Below are 22,250 nucleotides of genomic sequence, written 5' to 3'. Positions count from 1 at the left end.
GGCTCCTCAGTAGCTGATCGGCGGCGACGGCGCGGCCGCGTCCGGCGACGACTTGCCGGTCGAGCCCGGACCGTTGGTGTTGAGCTGCCCCTGCAGCTTCACTGCCGTGTTCTGCGCCTGCTCGACCACCCGCAAGAGCGAGCTTCCCGCCTCGACGACGATCTTCAGTTTGGCCTCGCCGCTGACTTCCGCCGAGCCGGTGAGTTCGGCGGTGACCGGCTTGCTCGGCAAATCGAGGATGTTGTTCTCGCCGGCGCTGCCGTCATTCGGCTTCGCCGTCTTCCAACCGATCTTGCCCACAGCCGTGACGCGCTTGCTCGGCTTGCCCATGGTGCTGAGCGAGACGCCGCGCCGGCGCTCGCGATCGACTTCCTGCATGACCTCAAGCTCTTTGTCGCTGAACAACGGCCCCATCTCTTCCGGCGTCTGCGCTTTGAGCCTGCCTTCGAGCTCAAAAATCTTCAGACGCAAGGCCTGCAAGGCAGGCGACTGCATGAGCGCATCGGTCTCGGACCGCGACCGGCCTTCGCGCTTCTGATGCGGCAATCGGCCGGGCCCGCCGCTCCGTTTAGCGGCCTCCTCGCCTTTCTCAAGTTGCTCTCTGGCGGTCTCGATTTCCCGCTGCAGCGGCTCTTCGCGCCGACGCTTCATCTCGGCGCGGGCCTTCTCGGCCGCCGGCCGTTCGTCTTCCTCGGCGAGCCATTGGAGAACACGGTCGGCGCCGCGGACCAGCGAGCCGGCCCCTTTGTCCCAAGCTCTTGATCCAAGCTTTTGCAGAACGACATCGAGGCTGGCGGAAAGCTTGTCGAGTGCAACCTGCGGCCGCTCCAGCGCGCGCGCAAGGTCCTTGCCCCCCGAGCCGCCTACCTCTTTGAGGCGCTCCATGTAGCCATCGAATTCCTTCTTGTACATCAGCAGCGCCAGCAATCCGCGCCGCATTTCCTTATCAGCGGCGAGCAGCGGGAGCTTTGACAGGTCGCCCTTGAGCGCCTTCTCGGTTAGTTCGGTGAACGTCTCGATCAGGTCCTTGCCGGACTTTCGGGACTTATCCAGCTCTTTGCGGACGTCGATGCCGAACTTCTTGAACTTGTTCGCGGTCTCGTCGGTTTCCATCTTGCCGAGGAGATCGGAGAACGACGACGCTGCTTCCTCAGTCGTGCCGGACCCTGCGCGGATCGTCTGCAGCACGGCGACGATGCGCTTGAGGCCCTCCTCGCCCTTCAGGCCGATCGCAGCAGCCTGCGGCGCCATCGATGCCATGTAGCGCGCCATGTCCTTGAGCTCGAATTTGCCAGCCTTGCCGCCGGTCACGAGCGTGTCGAATGCACCCTGCATTTTGTCGGTGCTGATGCCCAGCGACTGGTTCAGCGCCAGAGCCGTGGTCGCCATGTCCTTGACCTCGGCCCCGGCCGCCTGCGCGGTCCTGGCGATCGCCGGCAGCGCCGGAAGCGCCTGAGGCAGATCCATGCCGCCCGAGACGAGGCTTTCAAGGCCGCTTGTGACGTCATCGAAGCTCTTGCCGGTTTGGGCCGAGAGACCGGCAATCGACTTATTCAACTTCTGAATCTCGGCGTCCGATGCGTCTGCCGTGATGCCGATCCGCGTGATCGCCATGTCGGTCTCGGCATAGCGGCGAACCGCCTTTTGCCCGACATAAACGGCCCCCGCGGCCGTACCGATGCCGCCGAGCCCAGCCATGCCAAGGCCGGCCCCCGCTCCCGCTCCTGCAAACCGTGCTGCAGCTGCCGATGCTGCAGCCGCACGGCCGGCGGACACGGAAGCCGCGGCCGATGCTCTGCTGCTCGCGCGGCCAGCGCCGGCGGCCGCAGCCTCAATGGTGCCGGCTCGCCGCGCCGCGCTGGCCGCCGCCGTGTTGGCATTCCGCGCCGTGGCGGTGAGCCTGGCGATTTTTTCAGAGATAGCGCTGAAGACGGTGCCGGTAGCATCCTTCGCGCTGATAATCGCGCGGGCTTCGATCGTTCGCATCAACGTCACTCCTCAAAGGTTTGGCCCGACAAGGGAGCTGTCCATCTCACTTGCCGGGCCGCCGCGCTTTGCAGCGCCGGCAGCGTGACCGCAGCAGCCGGGCCGCAGCCGCGATCACGAACTGGTAGCTCAGGCGCCATTTAGATCGGTTCGATCTTCGTCAATGGGCGTAGAGTGATCTCCTCCAACACCATCGGTTTCGCCAACTCAGCCAGCACATCGCGAGCGGACCTGAGCTCGCGACCATCGAACAAATGACCACCTGTGTTCCCAAGGCGAGGGAAGATGAGATCACGGAAGAACGGCGCGGCATCGGAGGCTGGGCGAAACGGCTGATACGCGATCCGGCGGAATGGTCGTTTGTGAGCGGTCCTCGATCGAGGCGGCGTCTCCTGGTCGGCGAAAACACCACCGGTTTCGCGATCCACCCACAGGTCGACCACTTCCTCCGAAATCGTCGCCTCTGAAATGGCCGGCCGACAGCGAACAGTTCGGTCGGGATCACCGATCCACTGGTCTGGCTCGAAATCAGCGGGCATCGCCCGCAGGACAGCGTCGGTCTCGATCTGGGCGAGCGCCGCCTGGCGAAGGACGTCGGCGATCATTTCCCAGGCGCGCGGCAGCACGGTGCGATAGAGCTCGACCACCTTTTCGTTCTGCGCTGCTGCCGCGGCGAACCGAGCGGTGAATGCGCTGCGCTCTTCAGCTCGTCGTGCGGCCTCGACCTCAACCTCGAGCGAGGCCACCAACTCGTCGGCGTGCCGCGCGTCCTGCTCAGCGACGCGCTTTTTGCGCGTCCACGACAGATAGGCCTCATCCGAGCCGAGGTGCGCCGTCTCTTCGGCGAGCAATGCTGAGATCCGAGACCGTGCTTCGCTCAGGTCGGCCCGGGCGGCATCCAGCCGGCCGCCGAGCGTTTCGGAATGAACCGTTGCGGGTTTACGAGTTGAAGCGCGCATGCTGCCGGTTCAATTCATCGATGTTCGCCAGATCCTTCATGCTCAGCACGACCTCGGCGTCGCCGATGTCGCCATAGCGATCGATCAGGTTGTTCGCCTCCTCGATGCTGAGCGTCACGGGCGTGCCCGGCGGCACGTACTGGCCTTCGTAGAACAGAGTGATCGGAGCGCGGATAGTTTTCATGGCCATGCGTAGTTCTCCCTTACGACTTCGCGCCCAGGTTCAGTCCTCGCGCGATGGCCCGGCCTCGCTCGAATTCTGACATCTGGCGCTGCTGATCGAGTTCGCCCGGAGCGGAAGCGCTCTGGACCAGAACCAAGCCGCCGGGGGCGTCTTGCGCGCGCCCCGCGGGCAGCGAAGGCGCCGAGGACTTGGGCAGGCCGGCGAGGATCGACTTGGCGGTGTCTGCCGTGATGCCGGCGGCGAGCGCCAGGCCGAGAGCCGAGGCCTCGCGCCCCTTCGCCTCGTCGAGCGCCATCACACCGGCGATGCGCGACCGTTCGGCGCTGGCGCCCTCGGAGCGAGCCGCCGCGACGGCAGCGTCGTGGTCGGCACGTGATATCGTATCCATTGACTTTCCTTTCGGGGGTTTGGTTGGCGAGTAGCTGCGCGTCGTGCTCGCCAACAGGTCGCGGAGGCTGCTGATCCGATCGGCGAGCCCGGCGTCGATCGCTTCGGATCGTCCGCTGGCATTGACCCTGCCGCGGTACATGCGGGCTTCGGTGGCCAGCGCAGCAGCTGCTGTGAGCCGATCGCCGCGCCCAGCTGCAATGTCGTTGACGAGTCCGATGCGAAGATCGTCGACCTCGTCCTGCATCGCCGCGCGGACGTCGTCCGGCAGGCGTTCGTAGGGACTGCCGTCGAGCTTATGCTGGCCGGACGCAACATGCGTCACCTTGAGGCCGAGTCGCTCCATCATGCCGGAGTAATCGATGTGTCCCGTGTAGACCCCGATCGATCCCAAGCGCGAGAGGGCGGTGATGACGATCTCATGTGCCTGCGCTGCAAACAGATAGCCGCATGAGGCGCCCAGGCCATCGACGTGTGATACCAGCGGCTTTGCGGCGCGCGCGGCGCGCAGCGCGTCGACGACGGTGTCCGAGCCTTCAACCACGCCGCCGGGCGAATTGATCTGCAGGACGATGCGCTCGACCGCGCCATCCGAGGCGGCGGCATGCAAAGCTTCCGCCAGATGGCCGAAACTGGTGGCGCCGTAGCGGCTGAGGTCAACATCTCCCCAATTCACGAGGCTGCCGCGCACAGGGATGACCGCCGTCGCTCCTGCCGTTGCGTACCGGGTGACTGCGACGCGAGGCGATGCCGATGCGGCAGCGGCGAGTGCTTCGGCACGGCTGGCGAATAGCTTCGCGATCTCGCCAACGCGGCTGTCCAACATGAACAGCGGCTCGTTGAGTTCGGCCGGCCAGTCTGCGGCGGTTTCAGGTGCCTTCGTCATGATCGAACGATGGCAGATGCCGCCCTCGCCTGTCCCTCGGCGAAGATGCCCTCGGGCTCGGCGAAAATACCCGCTCTCACGAGCCCGGCGGCACCTCGATGGGCAGCCGGTCGATGTTCACCATGCGCCGACCGCCGTGCATCCACGACGCGCCGGGCGTCCGCTGGGCAAGCGACCAAACCACCTTCTCGCTCTTCCCAACTCGGCGCGCGGCATCCTTCACCACGAGCCATGGATCTCGCGGGACTATCTCGGGACTGGATAGGATCGCCTTCAACTCCACTGCCGTTCGGTCGACGAGGTCCGCAGCCTCTCGACGGAAATTGCCGAGCAGAAGTTCTATGCGGTCGTGCTTTTGCATCGGCGGCTCAGCCCCGCGCAGGCCGGCGGGCGCGGTGAGCCCTCAGATGGATCAAGGTGCCGCTGGCGTCGGGAGCATCCGAAAGATCATCAGCATTTAGCGGCCGCAGATGGAATGCGATCCGATCACACAGCTCTGCGTGGAGTTTTTCACGTTGAACCGCAGTTAGGACAGGCGGGCGGCCGCCGCTTGATGTGTTACTTCGCATTGGTCTTCTCCCTCCTCGAGGTTCTTCCGGTTGGCTCCGCGCCGTTGGCACTGTGCATCATCTTGGCGCGATCGGCAGCGGCGTCGAAGGCTCGCTCGAGCTCGTCTTCGATCCTGGCTCGAAGCACCAAGTCCTTCGTCACCCGCGCAGGGATCGCAAGGCAGTCCGGTTTCAGGGGACCGAGTAGCTCGTCCATGACCGCGATCGCGTGGGCCTGAGCGTCTTGAAGGTGGGCTTTCTTGCGGGCTTCGGTCCGAACCTCGATTTCGGCGGCGCGGGCCTCCAGCAGCCGGCTAGAGGCGGCGGATTGCGAAGCGCGGCGGTCGGCGGCCTCGCGCGCCTTCAGCGCCCCGCTGGCGACGTCAACGGCGCGGTATTTGCCGGCGGCGGCGTCGGGGATGAAGCCGTCGCGGACAAGGTTTCTAACGTGCTGGATCGATTTGCCAATCAGCCGACCCGCATCGGCCAGGCCGACCCTCAAATCGTCAATCGGTCTCTGTTTTTCGGTCATTGGTCATCCCTCCATGGACATAGACTCAACCAAACCTCGATTTTGATCCGGGCAAATATCCTCAAATCCTGGGCCGCAGTTGCGCCGCCCGCAATGCGAATAGGAACACGGTCCCTAAACGTTGCAGCGCGGTAGGACTGCGGTCTGGCCATGGGCGGGATGACGGGTGCCATCGGGGTGGCGTCGACCGCGCCAGCCGCGGCGCACTGCGGAGGCCGGCGACGTGCCGTAGCGGTGGCGCCCTCCTGTCATCGGGCCGCCGCTCCCAAGCCGCTGTGTGGCGCCGGTGCGATCAATGGAAGCCGGTCGCCGCCCGAGGGACCTTGGGAGCTCGGCGAGGAACCTTGGGAGCTGGAACCAGCGCCTTGGGAGCTCGCCGGCAAACCTGGTACCGGCCGCATCTGCTCGATCATGCTGCTGCACCCCCCACGCCGCGAGCCGCGAGGCGCACCGCGCTGAGCAACAGCTCACCGGCGACGAGTTGTCGCCTCAGCGCCTCAAACCTGACGGCTCCCATCGCCACGGCAATCGGCACGCCGCGGTCGGAGTCGCCGTCCCCGAGCCGGTCCAGCAGCCACATTTCGGCGAGTTGCTCGTGCGAGATTGCCGGAACTGGCAGCTCAACCGGCGCCGACGGCCTCGCCTCTGCGATTTTCACCACTTTCCTCTCCTCAAAGTCTCCCTGTTGCCTGTTACTTCCTGGTCTTCCTTCAACTTGGCATGTCTTATTGACGCCAGCCCCGCGAGCGCCAGCGCGTGCTGCGCGTCGCTTCGCGTTGTAGCGGTCGCGGCGTGCCCGCTCCCGCCCGGCTTTGTCGACGTCAATCGACCCGGTTCGGCGCAACCCGAGGTGCTGCCGCTCCGCAAAAGTAAGGTTCAAAATCTTGGCGCGCTCATCGGCGGTGTAGTGCCGCGGCGTAGCGCCCATGCAGCGCTCCAAGTCGGCAGGGCCAAACCCGAACTCGCGTGCATATTTCAGTGCCTCGCGCCCTGCATCGCCGCGCAGGCGCAGATCGTTGATCAGCAGCGCAAAGTGATCCGGCGCTATACGGCGCCGAAGCCGGCAGACCGCGAGCGTCTCGCCAAAGAAGTGGTTGCGGACAGCATGCGGGACGGCCGGCCTCGGTGTGGGCTTCCGCCGCTTTGGCGCCCAGGCATCCATCCCGCAGGCGCGGCGAACGTAGTCCTTGATCGCGATCACGTCGACGCCGTCGCGGAAAACCTTCACGCCGATCTCGTCGCCGTTGATGAAGACGTGCATGCTGCGGTCCCTCTTGCGCTTCCCCGGATAGGGAGCGGCGACGTGGGGAATCCGACCTCGGACAACACGGCCACCAAGCACTTCTGCGATCGCTTCTAAGGATGGTGTCGACACCGCACCGGCTCGCTGTTGCGACCGGGCGCGGCAATCGACGGGTTGATATTTTCAACCTGGATCGTTACCTTCATGATGCTTCCCAAAAGCATTGCCCGATCTAGTGATAACCAGGCCGCTTCTGCCCGAAGCGGCCTGTGTGCTTTTTCGCGTGATCTCAATGAACCGGCGGCGGTTTCCCCCGACCTGAGAGCGCCCGACTCGCGTCGAGCCGCGATCGGAAGACGCCGAACGGATGACCGTCTGGCTTGATGGCTTGGTGCTGGCCGTCGTCGGTCTCGAGGATGGTTCCCAGAGGCACGCGGCCGTCGTAGACGGTGAGTTCGTTGATGATGGTGCCTGCGGAAGCGCTCATCGGCGCACCGCTTTGGTGCCGAACAGGCAGCGCGGACGCTCTACCCGAAGCCAATGCTCGCTGTGGCGATTGCGCTCCTCATATGTCGAGGGCCGCGGCAGTGAGCCAGTTCTGGAAATTGTCGTTTGAGAACAATGCCGGCCGTTATGCGGGTGAGCCAGCCTATCCCCTTGATTCCACGCCCGCTGTTTGTTCTGCTGGGATCGCCAAATTGCTTCGACTGAATTCAAGCGAGCCACGATAAGAAGAGCCCCGCTTCTTGCGAAACGGGGCCCTGAAATCAAGCCACGTAGGTGAGCTTGGAATCGCTCGGTCTACGCGGCCGCCCCTTGCGAGGTCTTGAAAGCCTGATGCCCAAGTCGGGCAGCGAAGGAACGTCCCTAAAATGGCGACTAGAGCGCAGCTGTCAAGCGCCCAAGACCAAGACTGTACAACAGGCACTCCTGAATTAGTCGTAGTTGCACACTTTCCAGCCTCGGCGTCAGGTATTTACGCTTGCCATCTGCATCTCGTCCAGTCCTGACCAATTCGAGCCGCGCGAACGACACGGTCGCTATCATATCGGCCTTCACCCACATCGACTCCGAGTCGAACGGTTCTGGTAGCTGATTAGATAGCGTTATGAAGCAGTGATGAAAGGCAGACCGGTTCAGGACGTGATGTACTCAGAGGCACAACCGTGACTAATCCGTCCCGCCGCTTTAACCGCGGAGATACCGTGACGACCGGGCGCTTCTTCACCATCTCTGGCGCCTTGAAGCCAGTGGAGTAGTCGCAAATGAGAATCGTACCCGGCTCGGGGTGAAATTTCAGCGTCATCGTCTATTATTGCTCAATCTATTTGAGTCACAACCAATCAAACGTACAACCAAGCGGCCGATATCCGGTATCGGATACTTGTGCTAATGAGACAAGGAAGCCCCCATGCATGGGGTACTCCGGCTGATGGCGAAAGGCTTCCCCTGGGTCCGAGAAGACCTCTCCCGCTGGACTGGCAATATGTGCAGCGCTGCGCCAGCGGCGGCGTAACCTCTCCCGCTTGCGGGAGAGGTCGGATCGCGGAGCGATCCGGGTGAGGGTACTCCTCTCCACGAGTCGCTGAGTTACTGCTCTGTAAGTCGCTAAACTCACTGCTTGGGGCGCCCTCACCCCAGCCCTCTCCCGCAGGCGGGAGAGGGAGCGCGCTGCGACGCGGCGGCTGGCGTCTTACTCCGCCGATTGTTGCATCCCGTATCGACATCGAGCGCTATTGCTCACCGTGGCGCTATTTCCGGCCCGATCAATCCATCGCAACCGGGAACCAACGACGATCGAGCGATGTTCTTCGCCAACTCAGTCGTTTGACGCCGCGGCCCCTCACCTCAGGCCCCTTCATGTCGCAAAGCCAATCGTCCGCTCACCCCCACCCGATCAAGCTCGCGGATGCCCAACGGCGCCTCAAGGCGATCTTCATCGGGTCGATCGGCAATCTGGTCGAGTGGTACGATTTCTACGCCTATACGGCTTTCGCGCTGTACTTCGCGCCGCAGTTCTTTCCCTCGGCTGATCCCGTGGTGCAGCAGCTCAACGCTGCGACGCTGTTCGCTGCCGGGTTCATCGTGCGGCCGATCGGCGGCTGGCTGTTCGGGCATCTTGCCGATCGCTATGGACGACGGCTGTCGCTGACGCTGTCGGTGCTGATGATGTGTTTCGGCTCGCTGATCATCGCCTGCACTCCGACTTACAGCTCGATCGGCTTCGCCGCCCCTGCTCTGCTGGCGCTGGCGCGGATCATCGAGGGGCTGAGCCTCGGCGGCGAATACGGGGCGAGCGCGACCTATCTGACCGAGATCGCCGATCCGGAGCATCGCGGCTTCTATTCGAGCTTCCAATACGTCACGCTGATCGGCGGGCAGCTGACGGCCATCCTGGTGCTGCTGTTGCTGCAGAACGTCTTCCTGACGCACGAGCAGCTGCTCGACTGGGGCTGGCGGATTCCGTTCGTGATCGGCGCCCTGCTCGCGGTGATCGCGCTGTTCATGCGCCGCCACATGGAGGAAACCGAGTCCTTCCAGCAGGCGAAAGGCGCCGGCAAGATCAAGCGCGAAAGCTCGTTGCGCGGACTGATGCGCTACCCGCGCGAGGTCGCGATCGTGGTCGGTCTCACCGCCGGCGGCACTGCCGCGTTCTACACCTTCACCACTTATATGCAGACCTTCGTCCGCCAGACCGTCGGCCTGCCCGACATCACCACCACCTATGTGATCGCCGGCTCGCTGATCTTCGCCTCGGTCCTGCAGCCGGTCTACGGGCTGATCTCGGACCGGATCGGACGCAAGCCGGTGCTGATGTTCTTCGGCATCGCCGGCACGTTACTGACGGTGCCGATCCTGACACTGCTGGAGGGCACAAAATCGCCCTGGATCGCCTTCCTGCTGATCTGCGGCGCCTGGCTGTTCACTGCCGGCTACACCTCGATCAACGCTGTGGTCAAGGCCGAGCTGTTTCCGACCGCGATCCGTGCCACCGGGGTCGCCGTGCCCTACGCGCTGACGGTGTCGATCTTCGGCGGGACCGCGCCGGCGATCGCGCTGTACTTCAAGCAGCAGGGTCACGAGCAGTGGTTCTACTACTACCTCGCCGGCATGATCTTCATCTCGCTACTGGTCTACACCACGATGCGCGACACCAAGCGCCGCTCGGCGATCGATCGGCACGAATGAGCCGGCTGCGCGGCGGGCGGCAGGACCTCAGTCCAACAGCCACCGTAACGAACGCCTCAGTCGCTCTGTGCCGCCCGAGTCGTACCAACGGCCGTGGGCGAAGATCACGCGTTCGGGCGCCCACGCCAGCATCTGCTGCGCGGCCGCTTTGACGGCGGCGCGGCGGCGGTTCATGGCAAAGCGATAATGTGCTGGGGCCATGCCATCGGGTGCGGTGGCGCCGGCCAGCTTAGCGAGCGGGCGGGCCACCGGGCCGAGCTTGTCCGGCTCGAGGTTCTCGACGAAATCGGTCAGGATCAGCGTCCCGCTGGCGCGATGAAAGAACGCGATCTCGTTGACACCGAAGCCGCCGGCGATCAGCAGTTGGTCGAGTTCGCCGGCCCATGCGGCCGGCGGCGATGCGTCGAGGTCGCGATCCAGCACCACGCCCGACTTGATCACGGGGGCGCGGCTGCGCAGGCCCGGAACGGCCCAGGTTGTCGCGTGCGGACAGCGCTGTTGCCAGTCCTTGACGTACTGCCAATGCGCGATGTTGGGCGCGACAAGATGCGCAATCGGGCTGAGACGCTGCAGCTCCATCCTCAACTGATCGGAATAGGCTGTCGGTGAATGCAGCCAAACTTGGCCCGATCGCAGCTGCACCGCGGTCATTCGCACCGGCACGTGCAATCCCATCGCGCTGATCGGCCCGCTGTCCACGATCCACAGGCCGTCCGCCACCGCCTTGAGCGTATCGGTCGGCAAGTATGCGACGGCATCGGCTGCAGACATCGTGGCCCCTCTCTACAGCAGGTCAAACAGCTCCTCTCTCGATCGTTCCGAACCCGGGCGGAACCACGCGGCTCGATCAGGGTTCCTCCGCAAATCAGGAGAACCGCATGTCGATCGACGATTTCAGAGGCACCTCACCGGAATTTCTGCCGGAAGAATTTTTCAACGGGCGGTTGGAAGGCTGGGGCGTGGTGGAAAGCCTGATCGGTGGCCTGCAGAAGCGTGCTTCGATCGAAGCCGAGGGGAATTGGGACGCGGCCGCGCAGCTGGTCCGCTTCACCGAAACCTATCGGTTCGACGACGGCCACATCGATACCCTGCAATGGGCGATCCGCAAACTCCGCCCTGGCCGCTACAGCGGCACAGAGCCGCATCTCGATGGCGAGGCCTCGGGCGAACAGGCCGGCTGCGCCTTCCACTGGCAGTATACGCGCGAAACGCCGCAGAAGGACGGGTCGACCACCAAGCTCAATTTCGACGACTGGTTCTACCGGATCGACGCCACCGGCGTCATGGTCCGCGGCAGCGCCGGCCGCGCCGGACTGCCGTTCGCCACTGCGCATGTGACGTATCGCAAGCTGAGCTGAGGGCTGTTTGACTGTTATTCACTGGCAAATGTTTCCGTCATGGCCGGGCTCGTCCCCGCCATCCACGCCTTTCCTGCATTTACTTTAGGAAGCCGTGGATGCCCGGCACAAGGTCGGGCATGACGTGGAGAGGCGGGACATCACCTCTGAGCACCGCTGCCCCTCGCCGCCACTAACTGCGGCGCCAGGATCTCCTTCACCACGCGGCGCTTGTCGCGCATGATCTCGGGTTCGCCCATCTGGCCGACTTCGTGCAGCCACGTTCCGCACCATTGCAGCGGGCCGTCATAGGTGTCGAGACCGTCGCGATACGGCACGAAGCGGGAGACCGGCTTCTCGAGCTCATCGAGTGCGTAGTTGCTGTACACCGGGCCCCAATTGGCGCCGCCGGTGTCGAGTCCGATGAACCAGTCCTGGCCGAAATCGAGATCGAGCTCGCACACCGCGGCGAACCGCATCATCGTGAAGCCGGCCCATAGAAACCAGCGGCCGTTGTCCGGCTCGGCATAGCGGACGTAGCCGTAGATCTCCTGCCGCTGCAGCGGCGCGAACGGATCGTCGGGGGCGGTCGGAAACAGGTCGTGATCGAGCAGCCCGAACGCCAGCGGCGCGCCGGGGAGGATGATATTAGCCCAGATCCAGTTCAGCGCGATGCCGTGCGAGCGGCTGCTCTTCTGCCAAGGGTTCGGCGGGGTCCGCAGATACGGCACGTTCTGCGCGGCGGCGACGCGCGCGATCGCCTGCGCGGCCACGTCCTCCGGCGAATTATCGACGACGATATACGGGTAGTTCGGAAAGTAGTGGCGTAGCAGCGTCGCCTGCAGCTCGATCGCCTCCGGATCCATATAGGCGACGGTGATCAGCAACTGCTTGCCGCCGATCGCACGCGCGACAGCAGCCGGGTCGCCGACCAGCGCCGGCGTCTGGCGATAGCGCCGGTCGATCCGCCGATAGCGCGCCGTCTTCAGCGCATGCGACAGCGGACGCAGACGGCGCCAGTCCGCCAAGGTGTATTCGCTTAAGGGCTTCGGCATTCTGTCTGCGCTCTAAATTGTCAGCGCGTCGCGCCGCGCAGCGGCCGCTCGATCAGCTCTGCGGCGCGGTCGAGCCCGTCATACAGCCGCTCGGTGGCGCCATAGGCGATGCCGCTCCGGCTCCAGCGATTACGCTTGCCCGCCGACGTCGCGGCACCGAGCGCCGCGGTCAACGCCTCCTGCTCGAACGGGCTTGCGATCACCACGCCGGCGTCGGCCTTCGTGACATGAGGCGCGTAGCCGCATTCGGCGGTGGTGATCACCGGCAGGCCGTTGACCAGGCTCTCGACGATCACGGTGCCAGTGGTGTCGTAGCGCGCCGGATGCACCAGCAGGTCCGCCGCAGCCATCAGTTCGGGAATGTCGGCGCGAAAACCGAGCAGCTCGACACGGTCGGCCACGCCGACGCCGCGCGCCCAGCCACGCACCTGCCCGGCCTGCTTGCTGTTCGACGCAATGCCGGCGATGGCGAGCCGCGCCTGCGGAATGCCCTTCATCGCGACCAACGTGCGGTCGAGGCCCTTGACGCTCGGCTGGTTGGCGATCGCCAGCCACAGCAAACTCTCCTCGCCGATCCCGAGGCTCTCGCGCAGCCGCTCGCGGGTGCCGTCGCTGCGATATTCCGGATGCCGGCGCTCCTTGTCGATGGTCGGCGGCAGCACCTCGATGCGCTTCGGCTCGGTCGACCACGCCGCGCGAAACTCGCGCGCCTGGTTGGCGCTGAGCAGCAGGCAGGTGGTGTTCTGCCCCTGCTTGAAGCTGGCCCCCTCCAGCCGCATCTGCGTGCGTCGCCGCGCACTCATTCTCGCCAGAAAACCGACCCGGCGCGCGGCGAGGCATGGATCGGCACAATAGATGACGTCGAGGTCGAGCAGCTTGCCGAAGCCGACCAGCCGGTCGTATTTCCCGGCGCAACGTTTGGCCACCGCCTCGGCAAATTTGAGGTCGCGCTTGTGATTGCTGACCGCCCAATTCGGCAGCAGCTCGACCTTGAGGTCGGACGGGATCTCGCCCTTGCGCCGCTCGGCGAAGATCGTGACGTCGTGGCCGCGTTCCGTCAGCTGGCGGGCCAGCGCCATACAGTCGCGTTGCAGGCCACCGGCCGAAAACAGCGTGACGATGGCAAAGGCGATCTTCATGAATTCACTCTCGGAACCGCGACGGCGGCGACGGCGCCACCCTTGCTCAGAACTGCCGGCTCCGCAACAAATAGGCCGGGATCGCCAGCCCGGCGCCGATCGCACCGACGATCGACACCACGCGGATGAAAGCCTGCGCCGAGGCCACCAGCTGACCAACCGATTGGCCGGATGTATCGGCCGCGACCGCCATATAGCCGAGCATCGCCTGGCCGAAGAACGCGCCCGGCACCATCGGGATGCAGCCGGCCAATGCGATCGCGTTGCAGGCCGGCCCGAGCCAGCGCCGCGCCAGGATCGCGACGCAGGACGTGCCTATCGCTGCCAGGAACGTCGCGGCCTCGAGGCTGACGCCGGATTTCTGGCTCACGGTGCGGATGGCAAGCGCGAGAGCGCCGGCGAGCGTGCACCAGATCAAGGCCCGTCCACCAAAATTGAACAGCACGCCGAAGCCGGCGGCGGCGACCGCGCCGAACAGTGCCTGATGCGCCAGATAGGGCAGCGCGGCGACGAGATCCTGCGTCACATCTGAATCCTCAGCACGAACTCGGCGAGCCACAGCCCGGTCACCGCGAACACCATGATCATGATCACCCACACCGCCCGGGCGCTGCCCATCGTCGGATAGCCGTCGAGCACGTCGGTCTGCGCGTTGGTCGAGGGCACGCCCGGCACCAGCAGCAGGATCGAGGCCATCATCGCCAGTTGCACCGTGCCGCTGCCGGCCAGCCGCGCGCCGAGGCCGCCGAGCGTCGCGGCGACGCAGCCGATGATTGCGGCGATCACGAACACATTGACGCGGCGGCCGAGCAGCCAATGTCGCAGCGCCTGCCCGATGCTTGCGGCCGCCAGCATCGGCGCGAACGAAAGCCAATCCGCGCCGAGCAGCCGGCCGAACGCCGCGCAGGCGGCGCCGGTCGCGATCGCCACCAGCCACCACGGATGTCTCGGCGTGTCGCGCACCAAGCGGTCGAGGTCGGCCTCGATCTCGTCCGGCGTCATCCCGCCGGCGGCGGCGCGCACCGCCAGATCGCGCACCGCGAAGTCGAGCCGGTGGTTCACGCCGTGCGGCCCGATCTGCATCATGCGGGTGATGGTGGCGCGGCCGCGCTCGAGCGTGATCTCGAACGAGGCGTAGCCAGAGCGCATCCCCATCACCTCGACGCCGAGGCCGCTGGCGATCATCCGCGCGCCCTCATGCACCACCCGCACCGACGCACCGCTCTGCGCCAAAATCGCGCCGACGCGCAACGTCACATGCGCAATGCGATCGAGCGCGAGATGATGATGGATCGGATCGGTGGAAGAGGTATCGGAATGACTATTCATGGCGCGATGTTTGATTCATCCGCATTCAACACGAACTGATCGCGCGGCGCCATGCACCATGGTAGCTCAACGTCATCGCTACTCGCACGCAAACAGGACGATGTTACCACTTGTTAGTTCATTCATTGTGTCAAGGCGGGTTTGATAGCAATCACTTCCAATTCACCCGCGGCGGACTATGCTGATTTGGTCGCTGGCGTGATGCCGTTTCGAGGAATGAGGTTGACCATGAAAATTCCGACCTTGGCCGTGGCGCTGGTCGCTGCCGCCGTCATCATCTTCGCCGCCAAGAGTTCGAAGCACGAGGGCAACGTTCCCGAACCGACCGAAAACGTGGTCGCTCAGATGCCCATCAGCCCGGTCAAGGCTCTCACCTCGGCGAGCTGCGCCAGCGATGGCTGCCCGGTATCCTGCGAAGCTGGCGACACGCTGCTGTCGGCGGTGTGCGTCAGCGGCACCAAGGGACGTTTCGCCGACACGCTGCGCGTCGACAAGGGCACCCTCACCGCGACCTGCGCGACCACCGCCAGCAATATCCTGGTGTATTGCGGACGCCCCTGACAGCCTCGCCGCTGCGCAGCCGCCCGCTCGGGCGAGCGGCTGCCGCTGCGGCGCGCGAGCCTATTTCACGCCGAGCAGTTCGACTTCGAAGATCAGCGTCGCGTTCGGCGGGATCACGCCGCCGGCCCCGCGCGCACCGTAGCCGAGCTCCGGCGGGATGATCAGCGTGCGCTTGCCGCCGACCTTCATGCTGGCGACGCCCTCGTCCCAGCCCTTGATGACGCGGCCCATGCCGATCGGGAATTCGAACGGCTCGTTGCGGTCCACCGACGAGTCGAATTTCGCGCCCTTGGCGCCGTTCTGATACAGCCAGCCGGTGTAGTGCATCACGCAGGTCTGGCCGCGCGTCGGCGAGGCGCCGGTGCCCACCTTGGTGTCCTGGACTTTGAGGCCCGACGGCGTGGTGACGATGTTGGCGGGTTCGGACATGGCGCTTGTACTCGTTGTCAGCGTCGCGGCGCAGGACAGCGCGACGACAAGGGCGAAAGCCAGCGTGGTGCCGGCACGGGAAGCGAAACGCATCGGAAGATCCTCGGAAAGGTCGACGTCGGTCGCGAGCGAGGCCCCGTTCTAGACAGAACGGCCCGGCATCACAACCGCGCCGCCCGGTGATGGAACCTCGTCGCTCAAAGCGAGGAATGTGCGAACCGGTCTCGTCTATCTGCTCCACCACACCCAACAGGGGCGACCAAGTGGTCGGCAGGGCCCGCTATCTCGCCTCAAGAGGCTGGCCGGACATGCACCTGAGATTTCGGCACTTCCTCTCCACGCGTCCTGCCCGGCCTTGTGCCGGGCATCCACGCCTTGCTGACGGAGATGCAGAAAAGGCGTGGATGGCCGGGACGAGCCCGGCCATGACGGCGTCCGTGAGCAAGCTAACCGGCTGCGGATATGGCGCAGAAATTCGGCCTTGGTTTTGAGACGAGCCCTGCCTTGCAGCGCAGCACATCTCAATCGATCTTGGTGCATCGCAACTAACAATTCCTGGCGAATTGCACGTCGGAGGCCTGCGACAGCTTGACCACCCCACAACGCAAGCGGTAGCCATCACAACCAACAAACAAATTCCCGGGAGTGAAATGATGATCTCACGTCGCCACGTTCTGGCTTCCGCGCTCGCTGCCCCTGCCATCCTCAGACTTGGCATCGGCACCGCACACGCCGCCACGACGCTGAAGATCTCGCACCAGTTTCCCGGCGGCACCATCGACAAAGGCGACTTTCGCGACCGGCTGTGCCGGATGTTTGCGGCCGAAATCAGCAAACGCTCCGGTGGCGATCTCGTCGGCGAGGTCTATCCCGGCTCCTCGCTGATCAAGACCAACGCGCAGTTCTCGGCGATGCGCAAGGGCGCGCTGGATCTGTCGCTTTATCCGATGCCTTATGCGGGCGGCGAAGTGCCGGAGACGAATATCGGCCTGATGCCGGGCCTGGTCGAAACCTACGATCAGGGTTTGGCCTGGAAGACCAAGCCGATCGGCAAGGCGCTCACCGACTTCCTCGCCGACAAGGGCATCATGCTGATCAGCTGGGTGTGGCAGGCGGGCGGCGTCGCCAGCCGTAACAAGCCGATACTCGCACCGGAAGACGCCAAGGGGCTGAAGGTGCGCGGCGGCTCGCGCGAGATGGACATGGTGCTGCAGCAGGCCGGCGCCGCCGTGCTGTCGGTGCCGTCGAACGAAATCTATGCGGCGATGCAGACCGGTGCCTGCGACGCCGGCATCACCTCCTCCACCAGTCTAATCTCGTTCCGGCTCGAAGAGGTCGCCAAGCATCTCACCTCCGGCGCCGACGCGTCGTACTGGTTCATGCTCGAGCCGCTGATGATGTCCAAGGCGATCTTCGACAAGCTGCCGAAGAACCACCAGGACATCATCCTCACCGTCGGCACCGAGCTCGAAGCGTTCGGCCGCAAGGGCGCTCAGGACGACGACATCGAGGTCGCCAAGGTCTACGAGAAGGCCGGCGCCAAGGTGCAAAAGCTGGACATCGCCACCGTCGAGAAATGGCGCGCGATCGCCCGGGACACCGCTTGGCCGGACTACGCCAAAAAGAGCGCGAACTGCGCCAAGCTGCTCAAGCTGGCCACCGACGCCGCATGATGCATGGTCCCGTCGCGGGTCAGGCTGACCCGACCAGCGCCGCCCATCGCGAAACGGGCGGCGTGCTCGGCCACGCACTGGCGCTGGTCAACCGCGCCATCCTGCTCGCCGCCGCGCTGGCGCTGATCGCCGCCTGCGGCATCCTCAGCTACAGCGTCGCGGTGCGCAGCCTGTTCCACAGTGCCACCTACTGGCAGGACGAGGCCGCGGTCTTCCTGCTGGTCGGCGCCACCTTCCTGACCGCCGCCTTCGTGCAGAGCCAGCGCGGCCATATCGGCATCGAGGCGTTTACCGGCCTGCTGCCGCCGCTGGTCAACCGCATCCGGCTGCTGCTGGTCGACGTCGCCAGCCTCGCCTTCTGCGCGTTCTTCGCCTGGAAGTCCTGGACGCTGACGCACGAGGCCTGGGTCGACGGTCAGGTCTCGAACTCGATCTGGTCGCCGCCGCTCGCCATCCCCTACGCGCTGATGGCCGCCGGCATGACGCTGCTGTGCGTGCAGATCGCGCTGCAGATCGCCCAGGCTCTCAAGAATTGGAATCGCTCGTGACAGTGCTTGGCATTGGGATCAGCTACGGCCTCGCGACTTTGTTCGCGATGTTCTCCGGCATGCCGATCGCGTTCGCGCTCGGCGCCGTCGCACTGGTGTTCATGGCGATCTTCATGCCATCGGCGTCGCTCGATACGGTGACGCAGAACGTCTACGAGGAGATGGCGTCGATCACGCTGCTGTCGATCCCGCTGTTCATCCTCAAGGGTGCGGCGATCGGCAAGTCGCGCGCAGGCCAGGATCTGTACTCCGCGCTGCACGCCTGGCTGCACCGCGTGCCCGGCGGCCTCGGCGTCGCCAACGTATTCGCCTGCGCGCTGTTCGCGGCGATGGCCGGCTCATCGCCCGCGACCTGTTCGGCGATCGGCTCGGCCGGCATTCCGGAGATGCGCAAGCGCGGTTACTCCGGCGGCTTTGCGGCCGGTATCATCGCCGCCGGCGGCACGCTCGGCATCCTGCTGCCGCCGTCGATCACCATGATCCTGTTCGCGGTCGCGGCGGAAAAATCGCTCGGCCGGCTGTTCCTCGCCGGCATCGGCCCCGGCCTGTTGCTGGTGACGCTGTTCGGCATCTATGCGGTGATCCGCTTCCGCAAGGAATACGCCACGGCGAAGCGCGCCTATGAGCAGACCGGCACCACTTCGCCGATCCTGACCGACGAGAAGTTCACCATGGCGCAGCGCTTCGGCGCGCTGCCGCGGGTGCTGCCGTTCATCATCCTGCTCACCGGCGTGATGATCGCGCTGTATGGCGGCTACGCCACGCCGTCCGAAACCGCCGGCCTCGGCGGCCTGCTGGCGCTCCTGCTGATCGCGCTGATCTACGGCGTGTGGCGGCCGAGCGACCTCGCCCCGATCATGACCTCGACGGTGCGCGAGTCGACCATGCTGATGATGATCATCGGCATGTCGCTCTTGTACTCCTACGTGATGAGCTATCTGCACATCTCGCAATCGGCTGCCGAAGCCATCGTGGCGATGAACCTGCCGCGCTGGGAACTGCTCGCCGCGATCCTGCTGCTGGTGGTGATGCTCGGCTTCTTCCTGCCGCCGGTGTCGATCATCCTGATGACCGCGCCGATCATCCTGCCGCCGCTGCGCGCCGCCGAATTCGACATCATCTGGTTCGGCGTGGTGATGACCATCGTGATGGAGATGGGCCTGATCCATCCACCCGTCGGCCTCAACATCTTCGTCATCCGCAACGTCGCCCCCGACATCCCGCTCAGCGACGTGATCTGGGGCACGCTGCCCTTCGTGCTGCTGATGATGCTGGCCGTGCTGCTGCTGTGCTTCTTCCCCGGCATCTCGACCTGGCTGCCCGATCTGGTGATGGGCCCGGAAAGCGCGCGATAATCGTACGGTGGGCAAAGGCGCGCAGCGCTGTGCCCACGCGGAACATTGACCAACGAACGTTGGTCCGCGTGCTCTTCGCTGCGCTCAGCACACCCTACGAATAAATCAGCCCTCGGCTTCCGCCAATCTCGGATCCTCTGCGAAGTAATCGACCAGCATGTCGATCAGCGCCCGCACCTTGCGCTCGGGATGCTGACCCGGTGGGCGGACCACATAGGCGCCGGCGGACGGCGGCGGGTGGCTGGTCATCACAGGAACGAGTTCACCCGACTCCAGATAGTCGTTGGTGATGCAATCCGGCAGCCAGGCGACGCCGAGGCCGGCGGCCGCCGCCACCGCAAGCACTGCGCCATTGTCGGCCTTGAAGCGTCCCTGCGGGCGCACCGTGACGACCTTCTCGCCGTCCATAAACTGCCACGGCTCGGTGCCCTGCATCAGGGCCTCGTGGGCGGCGAGTTCGTCCAGCGTCTCCGGCGCCCCGCGCGTCTTGATGTAATCGGGACTCGCGACGAGCTTGCCGTAGACCGCACCGACGCGTCGCGCGATCAGATTGGAGTCGGGCAGATAGCCGACCCGGATCGCGCAATCAAAGCCTTCGGCGACCAGATCGACGAACCGATCGGTGTAGAAGCTATGGATGTGCAGTTGCGGATAGCGCCGCGCCATCTCTGCCAGCGCAGGCGCAAAGTGCGTCGGCCCGAACGACAGCGGCACGGAGACGCGCAAGCGGCCGCGTAGATCGCCGTTGGGCAAGATCGCTTCACGTGCCGCATCGATCTCGGCCCCGACCCGGGCGGCATGATCGCGCAGCGTCGTCCCGGCCTCGGTGAGCGCGGCGCCGCGCGTGGTCCGTGCCAGCAGTTGAACGCCAAGCTCGGCTTCCAACCGAAGCAACCTCCGGCTGACGACCGACTTGGCGACGCCGAGCCGGCGCGCAGCCGCCGACAAATTGCCAGTGTCGGCGACCTCGACGAATGTGGCCAAGTCCTCAATGTCCAATTCGGCGTTCCCCTTCGCGCGACACAGCTTCGCGCCCACCAGCGCTACCCTATCACACATCGCGCTGACAGTTTCCGCGGACACGGGGCCGCAGGCATCCGCCCGGTCTCGGTGATTGATCGCTCAAACTTTCAGCAAAGGATGCTTGATGACCCGTCGTAACGGCCTCGATTCGCTTCTCCGTCCCGAAGATTCCGTGCTGGTGTTGATCGACCACCAGCCCTATCAGCTCGCCAACGTGAACAGTCACGAACCGCACATGGTGATCAACAACACTGCGGGTTTGGCAAAGGCTGCCAAGGCTTTCGGCGTACCTACGATCTTGACATCGGTGATCGCCGAGCGCGGCGGGCTGCTATTTCCGCAGATCACCGACGTATTCCCCGGCCAAGAGGTGATCGATCGCACTTTCATCAATACCTGGGAGGACATGAAGGTGGTCGACGCCGTCAAGGCGACCGGTCGCAAGCAGCTGGTGATCGCCGGCCTATGGACCGAAGTCTGCGTCGCGATGCCGGCGATCCAGGCGATCGGCGAAGGGTGGGACGTCACGGTCATCACCGATGCATCCGGCGGCACCTCGGTGGAGGCTCACCAGGTTGCGATCCAGCGCATGCTGGAAGCCGGCGTCAACATGATGACCTGGCTGGCCATCGCAGCCGAATGGCAGCGCGACTGGGCGCGGCTGGAGCAGGCCGCAAAGATCACCGAGGTGATCGTCCAGCACTCCGGCGGCAGCGGCATCGCCTTCCTGTGGGAGCAGCAGTTGCTGAACACGCCAGTGCCGAAAGCGGGTTAATCACTCTCGCTGGCGCGCGATATTCGTAGGGTGGGTTAGCGCGAAGCGCGTAACCCACCAATTTACGTCTCGTCGCAATGATGGGTTACGCGCCTTCGGCGCTAACCCATCCTACGGCTTAAACGGTTCGCTTCGTCTTCGCGTTCAGCGCATTGACGACGCGACTCACCGGCGGGCGGCCGAGCAGTGCCGCGATGCTGTTGGTCGCCGCGATCAGCTTGTCCATGTCGACGCCGGTCGAAACATCCATGCCTTCGAGCATGTAAACCACGTCCTCGGTCGCGACGTTGCCGGTCGCGCCGGGCGCATAGGGGCAGCCGCCGAGGCCGCCGGCGGCGCTGTCGATGACGCGGGCGCCCTCTTCCAGGCCGGCGTAGAGATTGGCGAGCGCCTGGCCGTAGGTGTCGTGAAAGTGCATCGCCAGCGACGCCATCGGCACCGCGTCGGCGCAGGCGCGCAGCAGTCCGCGCACCTTGGTCGGCGTGCCGATTCCGATGGTGTCGCCGAGCGAGACTTCATAGCAGCCGAGGTCGCGCAGCGTGGTGGTGACGTCGACCACCGCCTGCACCGGCACGTCGCCATCGAATGGGCAGCCGAGCACGCAGGACACGTAGCCGCGGACTCTTATGTTGTCTGCCTGCGCGCGCGCGATCACAGGTTTGAAGCGCTCGATCGATTCCGCGACCGAACAATTGATGTTGGCACGCGAAAAGCCTTCCGACGCCGAGGCGAACACCGCGATCACCTGCGCGCCGGCGGCGCGCGCGGCCTCATAGCCTTTCTCGTTGGGCACCAGCACGTGGAATTCGCCGGGTAGCTTCAGCGCCGCACGCAGCACTTCGTCGGAGCCCTGCATCTGCGGCACCGCCTTCGGCGACACGAACGCGCCGACCTCCACGGTGTGTAGTCCGGCCGCGACCAGCGCCTCGACGAAGGCCACGCGGTCCGCGACGCTGACCGGCGTCTTCTCGTTCTGCAGCCCGTCGCGCGGGCCGACTTCGACAATGCGGATGGTGTCGGTCATGCGCCCTCCAAGTAGCACTTCGTCATGCCCGGCCTTGTGCCGGGCATCCACGCCTTTCAGCGGCTCGACCTCCGAAGGCGTGGATGGC

24 protein-coding genes are annotated in these 22,250 nt (G+C 65.0%); 7 read left to right on the top strand and 17 right to left on the bottom strand.

Features of this window, described 5'->3' with window-relative positions; translation table 11 throughout:
• Nucleotides 1-6 precede the first annotated feature (6 nt).
• From D4Q52_RS19770 to D4Q52_RS27025, 9 genes are all read right to left on the bottom strand, one after another.
• Complete coding sequence (locus D4Q52_RS19770; RefSeq protein ID WP_147407828.1) at nucleotides 7-1,986, bottom strand: phage tail tape measure protein; 1,980 nt, start codon at nucleotides 1,984-1,986, stop codon at nucleotides 7-9.
• A gap of 140 nt (nucleotides 1,987-2,126) precedes the next feature.
• Entirely contained in the window at nucleotides 2,127-2,945 is an 819-nt protein-coding gene (locus tag D4Q52_RS19760; protein ID WP_147407827.1) for a hypothetical protein, read from the bottom strand.
• Nucleotides 2,926-3,135 (bottom strand): hypothetical protein, encoded by a 210-nt coding sequence (locus D4Q52_RS19755; protein ID WP_119858286.1) that lies wholly within the window; start codon nucleotides 3,133-3,135, stop codon nucleotides 2,926-2,928. The genes D4Q52_RS19760 and D4Q52_RS19755 overlap by 20 nt, the downstream gene beginning before the upstream one ends.
• 13 nt (nucleotides 3,136-3,148) lie before the next feature.
• Entirely contained in the window at nucleotides 3,149-4,402 is a 1,254-nt protein-coding gene (locus tag D4Q52_RS19750; RefSeq protein ID WP_119858285.1) for a S49 family peptidase, read from the bottom strand.
• A gap of 76 nt (nucleotides 4,403-4,478) precedes the next feature.
• A complete protein-coding gene (locus D4Q52_RS19745; RefSeq protein WP_119858284.1) occupies nucleotides 4,479-4,763 on the bottom strand; it encodes a hypothetical protein in 285 nt (94 codons plus the stop codon).
• 197 nt (nucleotides 4,764-4,960) lie between these two features.
• Nucleotides 4,961-5,482, bottom strand: coding sequence for a hypothetical protein (locus D4Q52_RS19740; RefSeq protein ID WP_119858283.1), 522 nt, complete (start codon nucleotides 5,480-5,482; stop codon nucleotides 4,961-4,963).
• 409 nt (nucleotides 5,483-5,891) lie between these two features.
• Nucleotides 5,892-6,743, bottom strand: a complete 852-nt coding sequence (locus D4Q52_RS19735; RefSeq protein WP_147407826.1) for a hypothetical protein — start codon at nucleotides 6,741-6,743, stop codon at nucleotides 5,892-5,894.
• A 271-nt stretch (nucleotides 6,744-7,014) separates the two neighbouring features.
• Entirely contained in the window at nucleotides 7,015-7,212 is a 198-nt protein-coding gene (locus D4Q52_RS19730) for a hypothetical protein (RefSeq protein WP_119858281.1), read from the bottom strand.
• A gap of 609 nt (nucleotides 7,213-7,821) precedes the next feature.
• Nucleotides 7,822-8,031, bottom strand: coding sequence for a type II toxin-antitoxin system PemK/MazF family toxin (locus D4Q52_RS27025; RefSeq protein ID WP_210210156.1), 210 nt, complete (start codon nucleotides 8,029-8,031; stop codon nucleotides 7,822-7,824).
• A 554-nt stretch (nucleotides 8,032-8,585) separates the two neighbouring features.
• Here D4Q52_RS27025 and D4Q52_RS19720 point away from each other — a divergent pair.
• Nucleotides 8,586-9,914, top strand: coding sequence for an MFS transporter (locus tag D4Q52_RS19720; protein ID WP_119858280.1), 1,329 nt, complete (start codon nucleotides 8,586-8,588; stop codon nucleotides 9,912-9,914).
• Nucleotides 9,915-9,941: 27 nt separating this feature from the next.
• On the opposite strand, the gene D4Q52_RS19715 is transcribed toward D4Q52_RS19720, so the two are convergent.
• Complete coding sequence (locus D4Q52_RS19715; protein ID WP_119858279.1) at nucleotides 9,942-10,685, bottom strand: DUF4336 domain-containing protein; 744 nt, start codon at nucleotides 10,683-10,685, stop codon at nucleotides 9,942-9,944.
• Between the two features lie 107 nt (nucleotides 10,686-10,792).
• On the opposite strand from D4Q52_RS19715, the gene D4Q52_RS19710 reads away from it, so the two are divergent.
• Nucleotides 10,793-11,272, top strand: a complete 480-nt coding sequence (locus tag D4Q52_RS19710) for a DUF3833 family protein (protein WP_119858278.1) — start codon at nucleotides 10,793-10,795, stop codon at nucleotides 11,270-11,272.
• Nucleotides 11,273-11,412: 140 nt separating this feature from the next.
• Here D4Q52_RS19710 and D4Q52_RS19705 read toward each other — a convergent pair whose 3' ends face one another.
• Genes D4Q52_RS19705 through D4Q52_RS19690 form a run of 4 tightly spaced genes read right to left on the bottom strand, consistent with a single transcriptional unit; the run spans nucleotide 11,413 to nucleotide 14,774 of the window.
• The gene (locus D4Q52_RS19705; protein WP_119858277.1) at nucleotides 11,413-12,306 is read right to left on the bottom strand and encodes a hypothetical protein; all 894 of its coding nucleotides are present in this window, start codon (nucleotides 12,304-12,306) and stop codon (nucleotides 11,413-11,415) included.
• Between the two features lie 20 nt (nucleotides 12,307-12,326).
• Nucleotides 12,327-13,445, bottom strand: coding sequence for a glycosyltransferase family 4 protein (locus D4Q52_RS19700; protein WP_119858276.1), 1,119 nt, complete (start codon nucleotides 13,443-13,445; stop codon nucleotides 12,327-12,329).
• Between the two features lie 46 nt (nucleotides 13,446-13,491).
• Nucleotides 13,492-13,971, bottom strand: a complete 480-nt coding sequence (locus tag D4Q52_RS19695) for a threonine/serine exporter family protein (protein ID WP_119858275.1) — start codon at nucleotides 13,969-13,971, stop codon at nucleotides 13,492-13,494.
• On the bottom strand, nucleotides 13,968-14,774 hold the full coding sequence (locus D4Q52_RS19690) for a threonine/serine exporter family protein (protein WP_119858274.1): 807 nt from the start codon (nucleotides 14,772-14,774) through the stop codon (nucleotides 13,968-13,970). Before D4Q52_RS19690 ends, D4Q52_RS19695 begins: the two co-directional genes overlap by 4 nt.
• A 228-nt stretch (nucleotides 14,775-15,002) precedes the next feature.
• Here D4Q52_RS19690 and D4Q52_RS19685 point away from each other — a divergent pair, with 228 nt between their 5' ends.
• Nucleotides 15,003-15,335 (top strand): hypothetical protein, encoded by a 333-nt coding sequence (locus D4Q52_RS19685; RefSeq protein WP_119858273.1) that lies wholly within the window; start codon nucleotides 15,003-15,005, stop codon nucleotides 15,333-15,335.
• Nucleotides 15,336-15,395: 60 nt separating this feature from the next.
• Here the strand turns inward: D4Q52_RS19685 and D4Q52_RS19680 are convergent, their stop codons facing one another.
• Nucleotides 15,396-15,857, bottom strand: coding sequence for an FKBP-type peptidyl-prolyl cis-trans isomerase (locus D4Q52_RS19680; protein WP_119858272.1), 462 nt, complete (start codon nucleotides 15,855-15,857; stop codon nucleotides 15,396-15,398).
• Between the two features lie 560 nt (nucleotides 15,858-16,417).
• Here D4Q52_RS19680 and dctP point away from each other — a divergent pair.
• From dctP to D4Q52_RS19665, 3 genes are read left to right on the top strand one after another with little or no spacing between them, the layout of a single operon-like run.
• Complete coding sequence (gene dctP, locus D4Q52_RS19675) at nucleotides 16,418-17,437, top strand: TRAP transporter substrate-binding protein DctP (RefSeq protein WP_119858344.1); 1,020 nt, start codon at nucleotides 16,418-16,420, stop codon at nucleotides 17,435-17,437.
• Nucleotides 17,434-17,985, top strand: coding sequence for a TRAP transporter small permease (locus tag D4Q52_RS19670; protein ID WP_119858271.1), 552 nt, complete (start codon nucleotides 17,434-17,436; stop codon nucleotides 17,983-17,985). The genes dctP and D4Q52_RS19670 overlap by 4 nt, the downstream gene beginning before the upstream one ends.
• Nucleotides 17,982-19,340 (top strand): TRAP transporter large permease, encoded by a 1,359-nt coding sequence (locus D4Q52_RS19665; RefSeq protein WP_119858343.1) that lies wholly within the window; start codon nucleotides 17,982-17,984, stop codon nucleotides 19,338-19,340. Before D4Q52_RS19670 ends, D4Q52_RS19665 begins: the two co-directional genes overlap by 4 nt.
• Nucleotides 19,341-19,445: 105 nt before the next feature.
• Here the strand turns inward: D4Q52_RS19665 and D4Q52_RS19660 are convergent, their stop codons facing one another.
• Nucleotides 19,446-20,339 carry a LysR family transcriptional regulator gene (locus tag D4Q52_RS19660; protein WP_119858342.1) on the bottom strand — a complete coding sequence of 298 codons (894 nt, stop codon included), beginning with the start codon at nucleotides 20,337-20,339 and terminating at the stop codon, nucleotides 19,446-19,448.
• Nucleotides 20,340-20,487: 148 nt separating this feature from the next.
• Between D4Q52_RS19660 and D4Q52_RS19655 the strand changes: the two genes are divergently transcribed.
• Nucleotides 20,488-21,138 carry a hydrolase gene (locus tag D4Q52_RS19655; RefSeq protein WP_182915370.1) on the top strand — a complete coding sequence of 217 codons (651 nt, stop codon included), beginning with the start codon at nucleotides 20,488-20,490 and terminating at the stop codon, nucleotides 21,136-21,138.
• Nucleotides 21,139-21,256: 118 nt separating this feature from the next.
• On the opposite strand, the gene D4Q52_RS19650 is transcribed toward D4Q52_RS19655, so the two are convergent.
• A complete protein-coding gene (locus D4Q52_RS19650; protein ID WP_119858269.1) occupies nucleotides 21,257-22,162 on the bottom strand; it encodes a hydroxymethylglutaryl-CoA lyase in 906 nt (301 codons plus the stop codon).
• Nucleotides 22,163-22,250 lie beyond the last annotated feature (88 nt).

Origin of the sequence: Rhodopseudomonas palustris (assembly GCF_003591005.1) — a bacterium.
Lineage (GTDB): Bacteria > Pseudomonadota > Alphaproteobacteria > Rhizobiales > Xanthobacteraceae > Rhodopseudomonas > Rhodopseudomonas palustris_K.
This window is presented reverse-complemented; position numbering and strand designations above follow the sequence as displayed.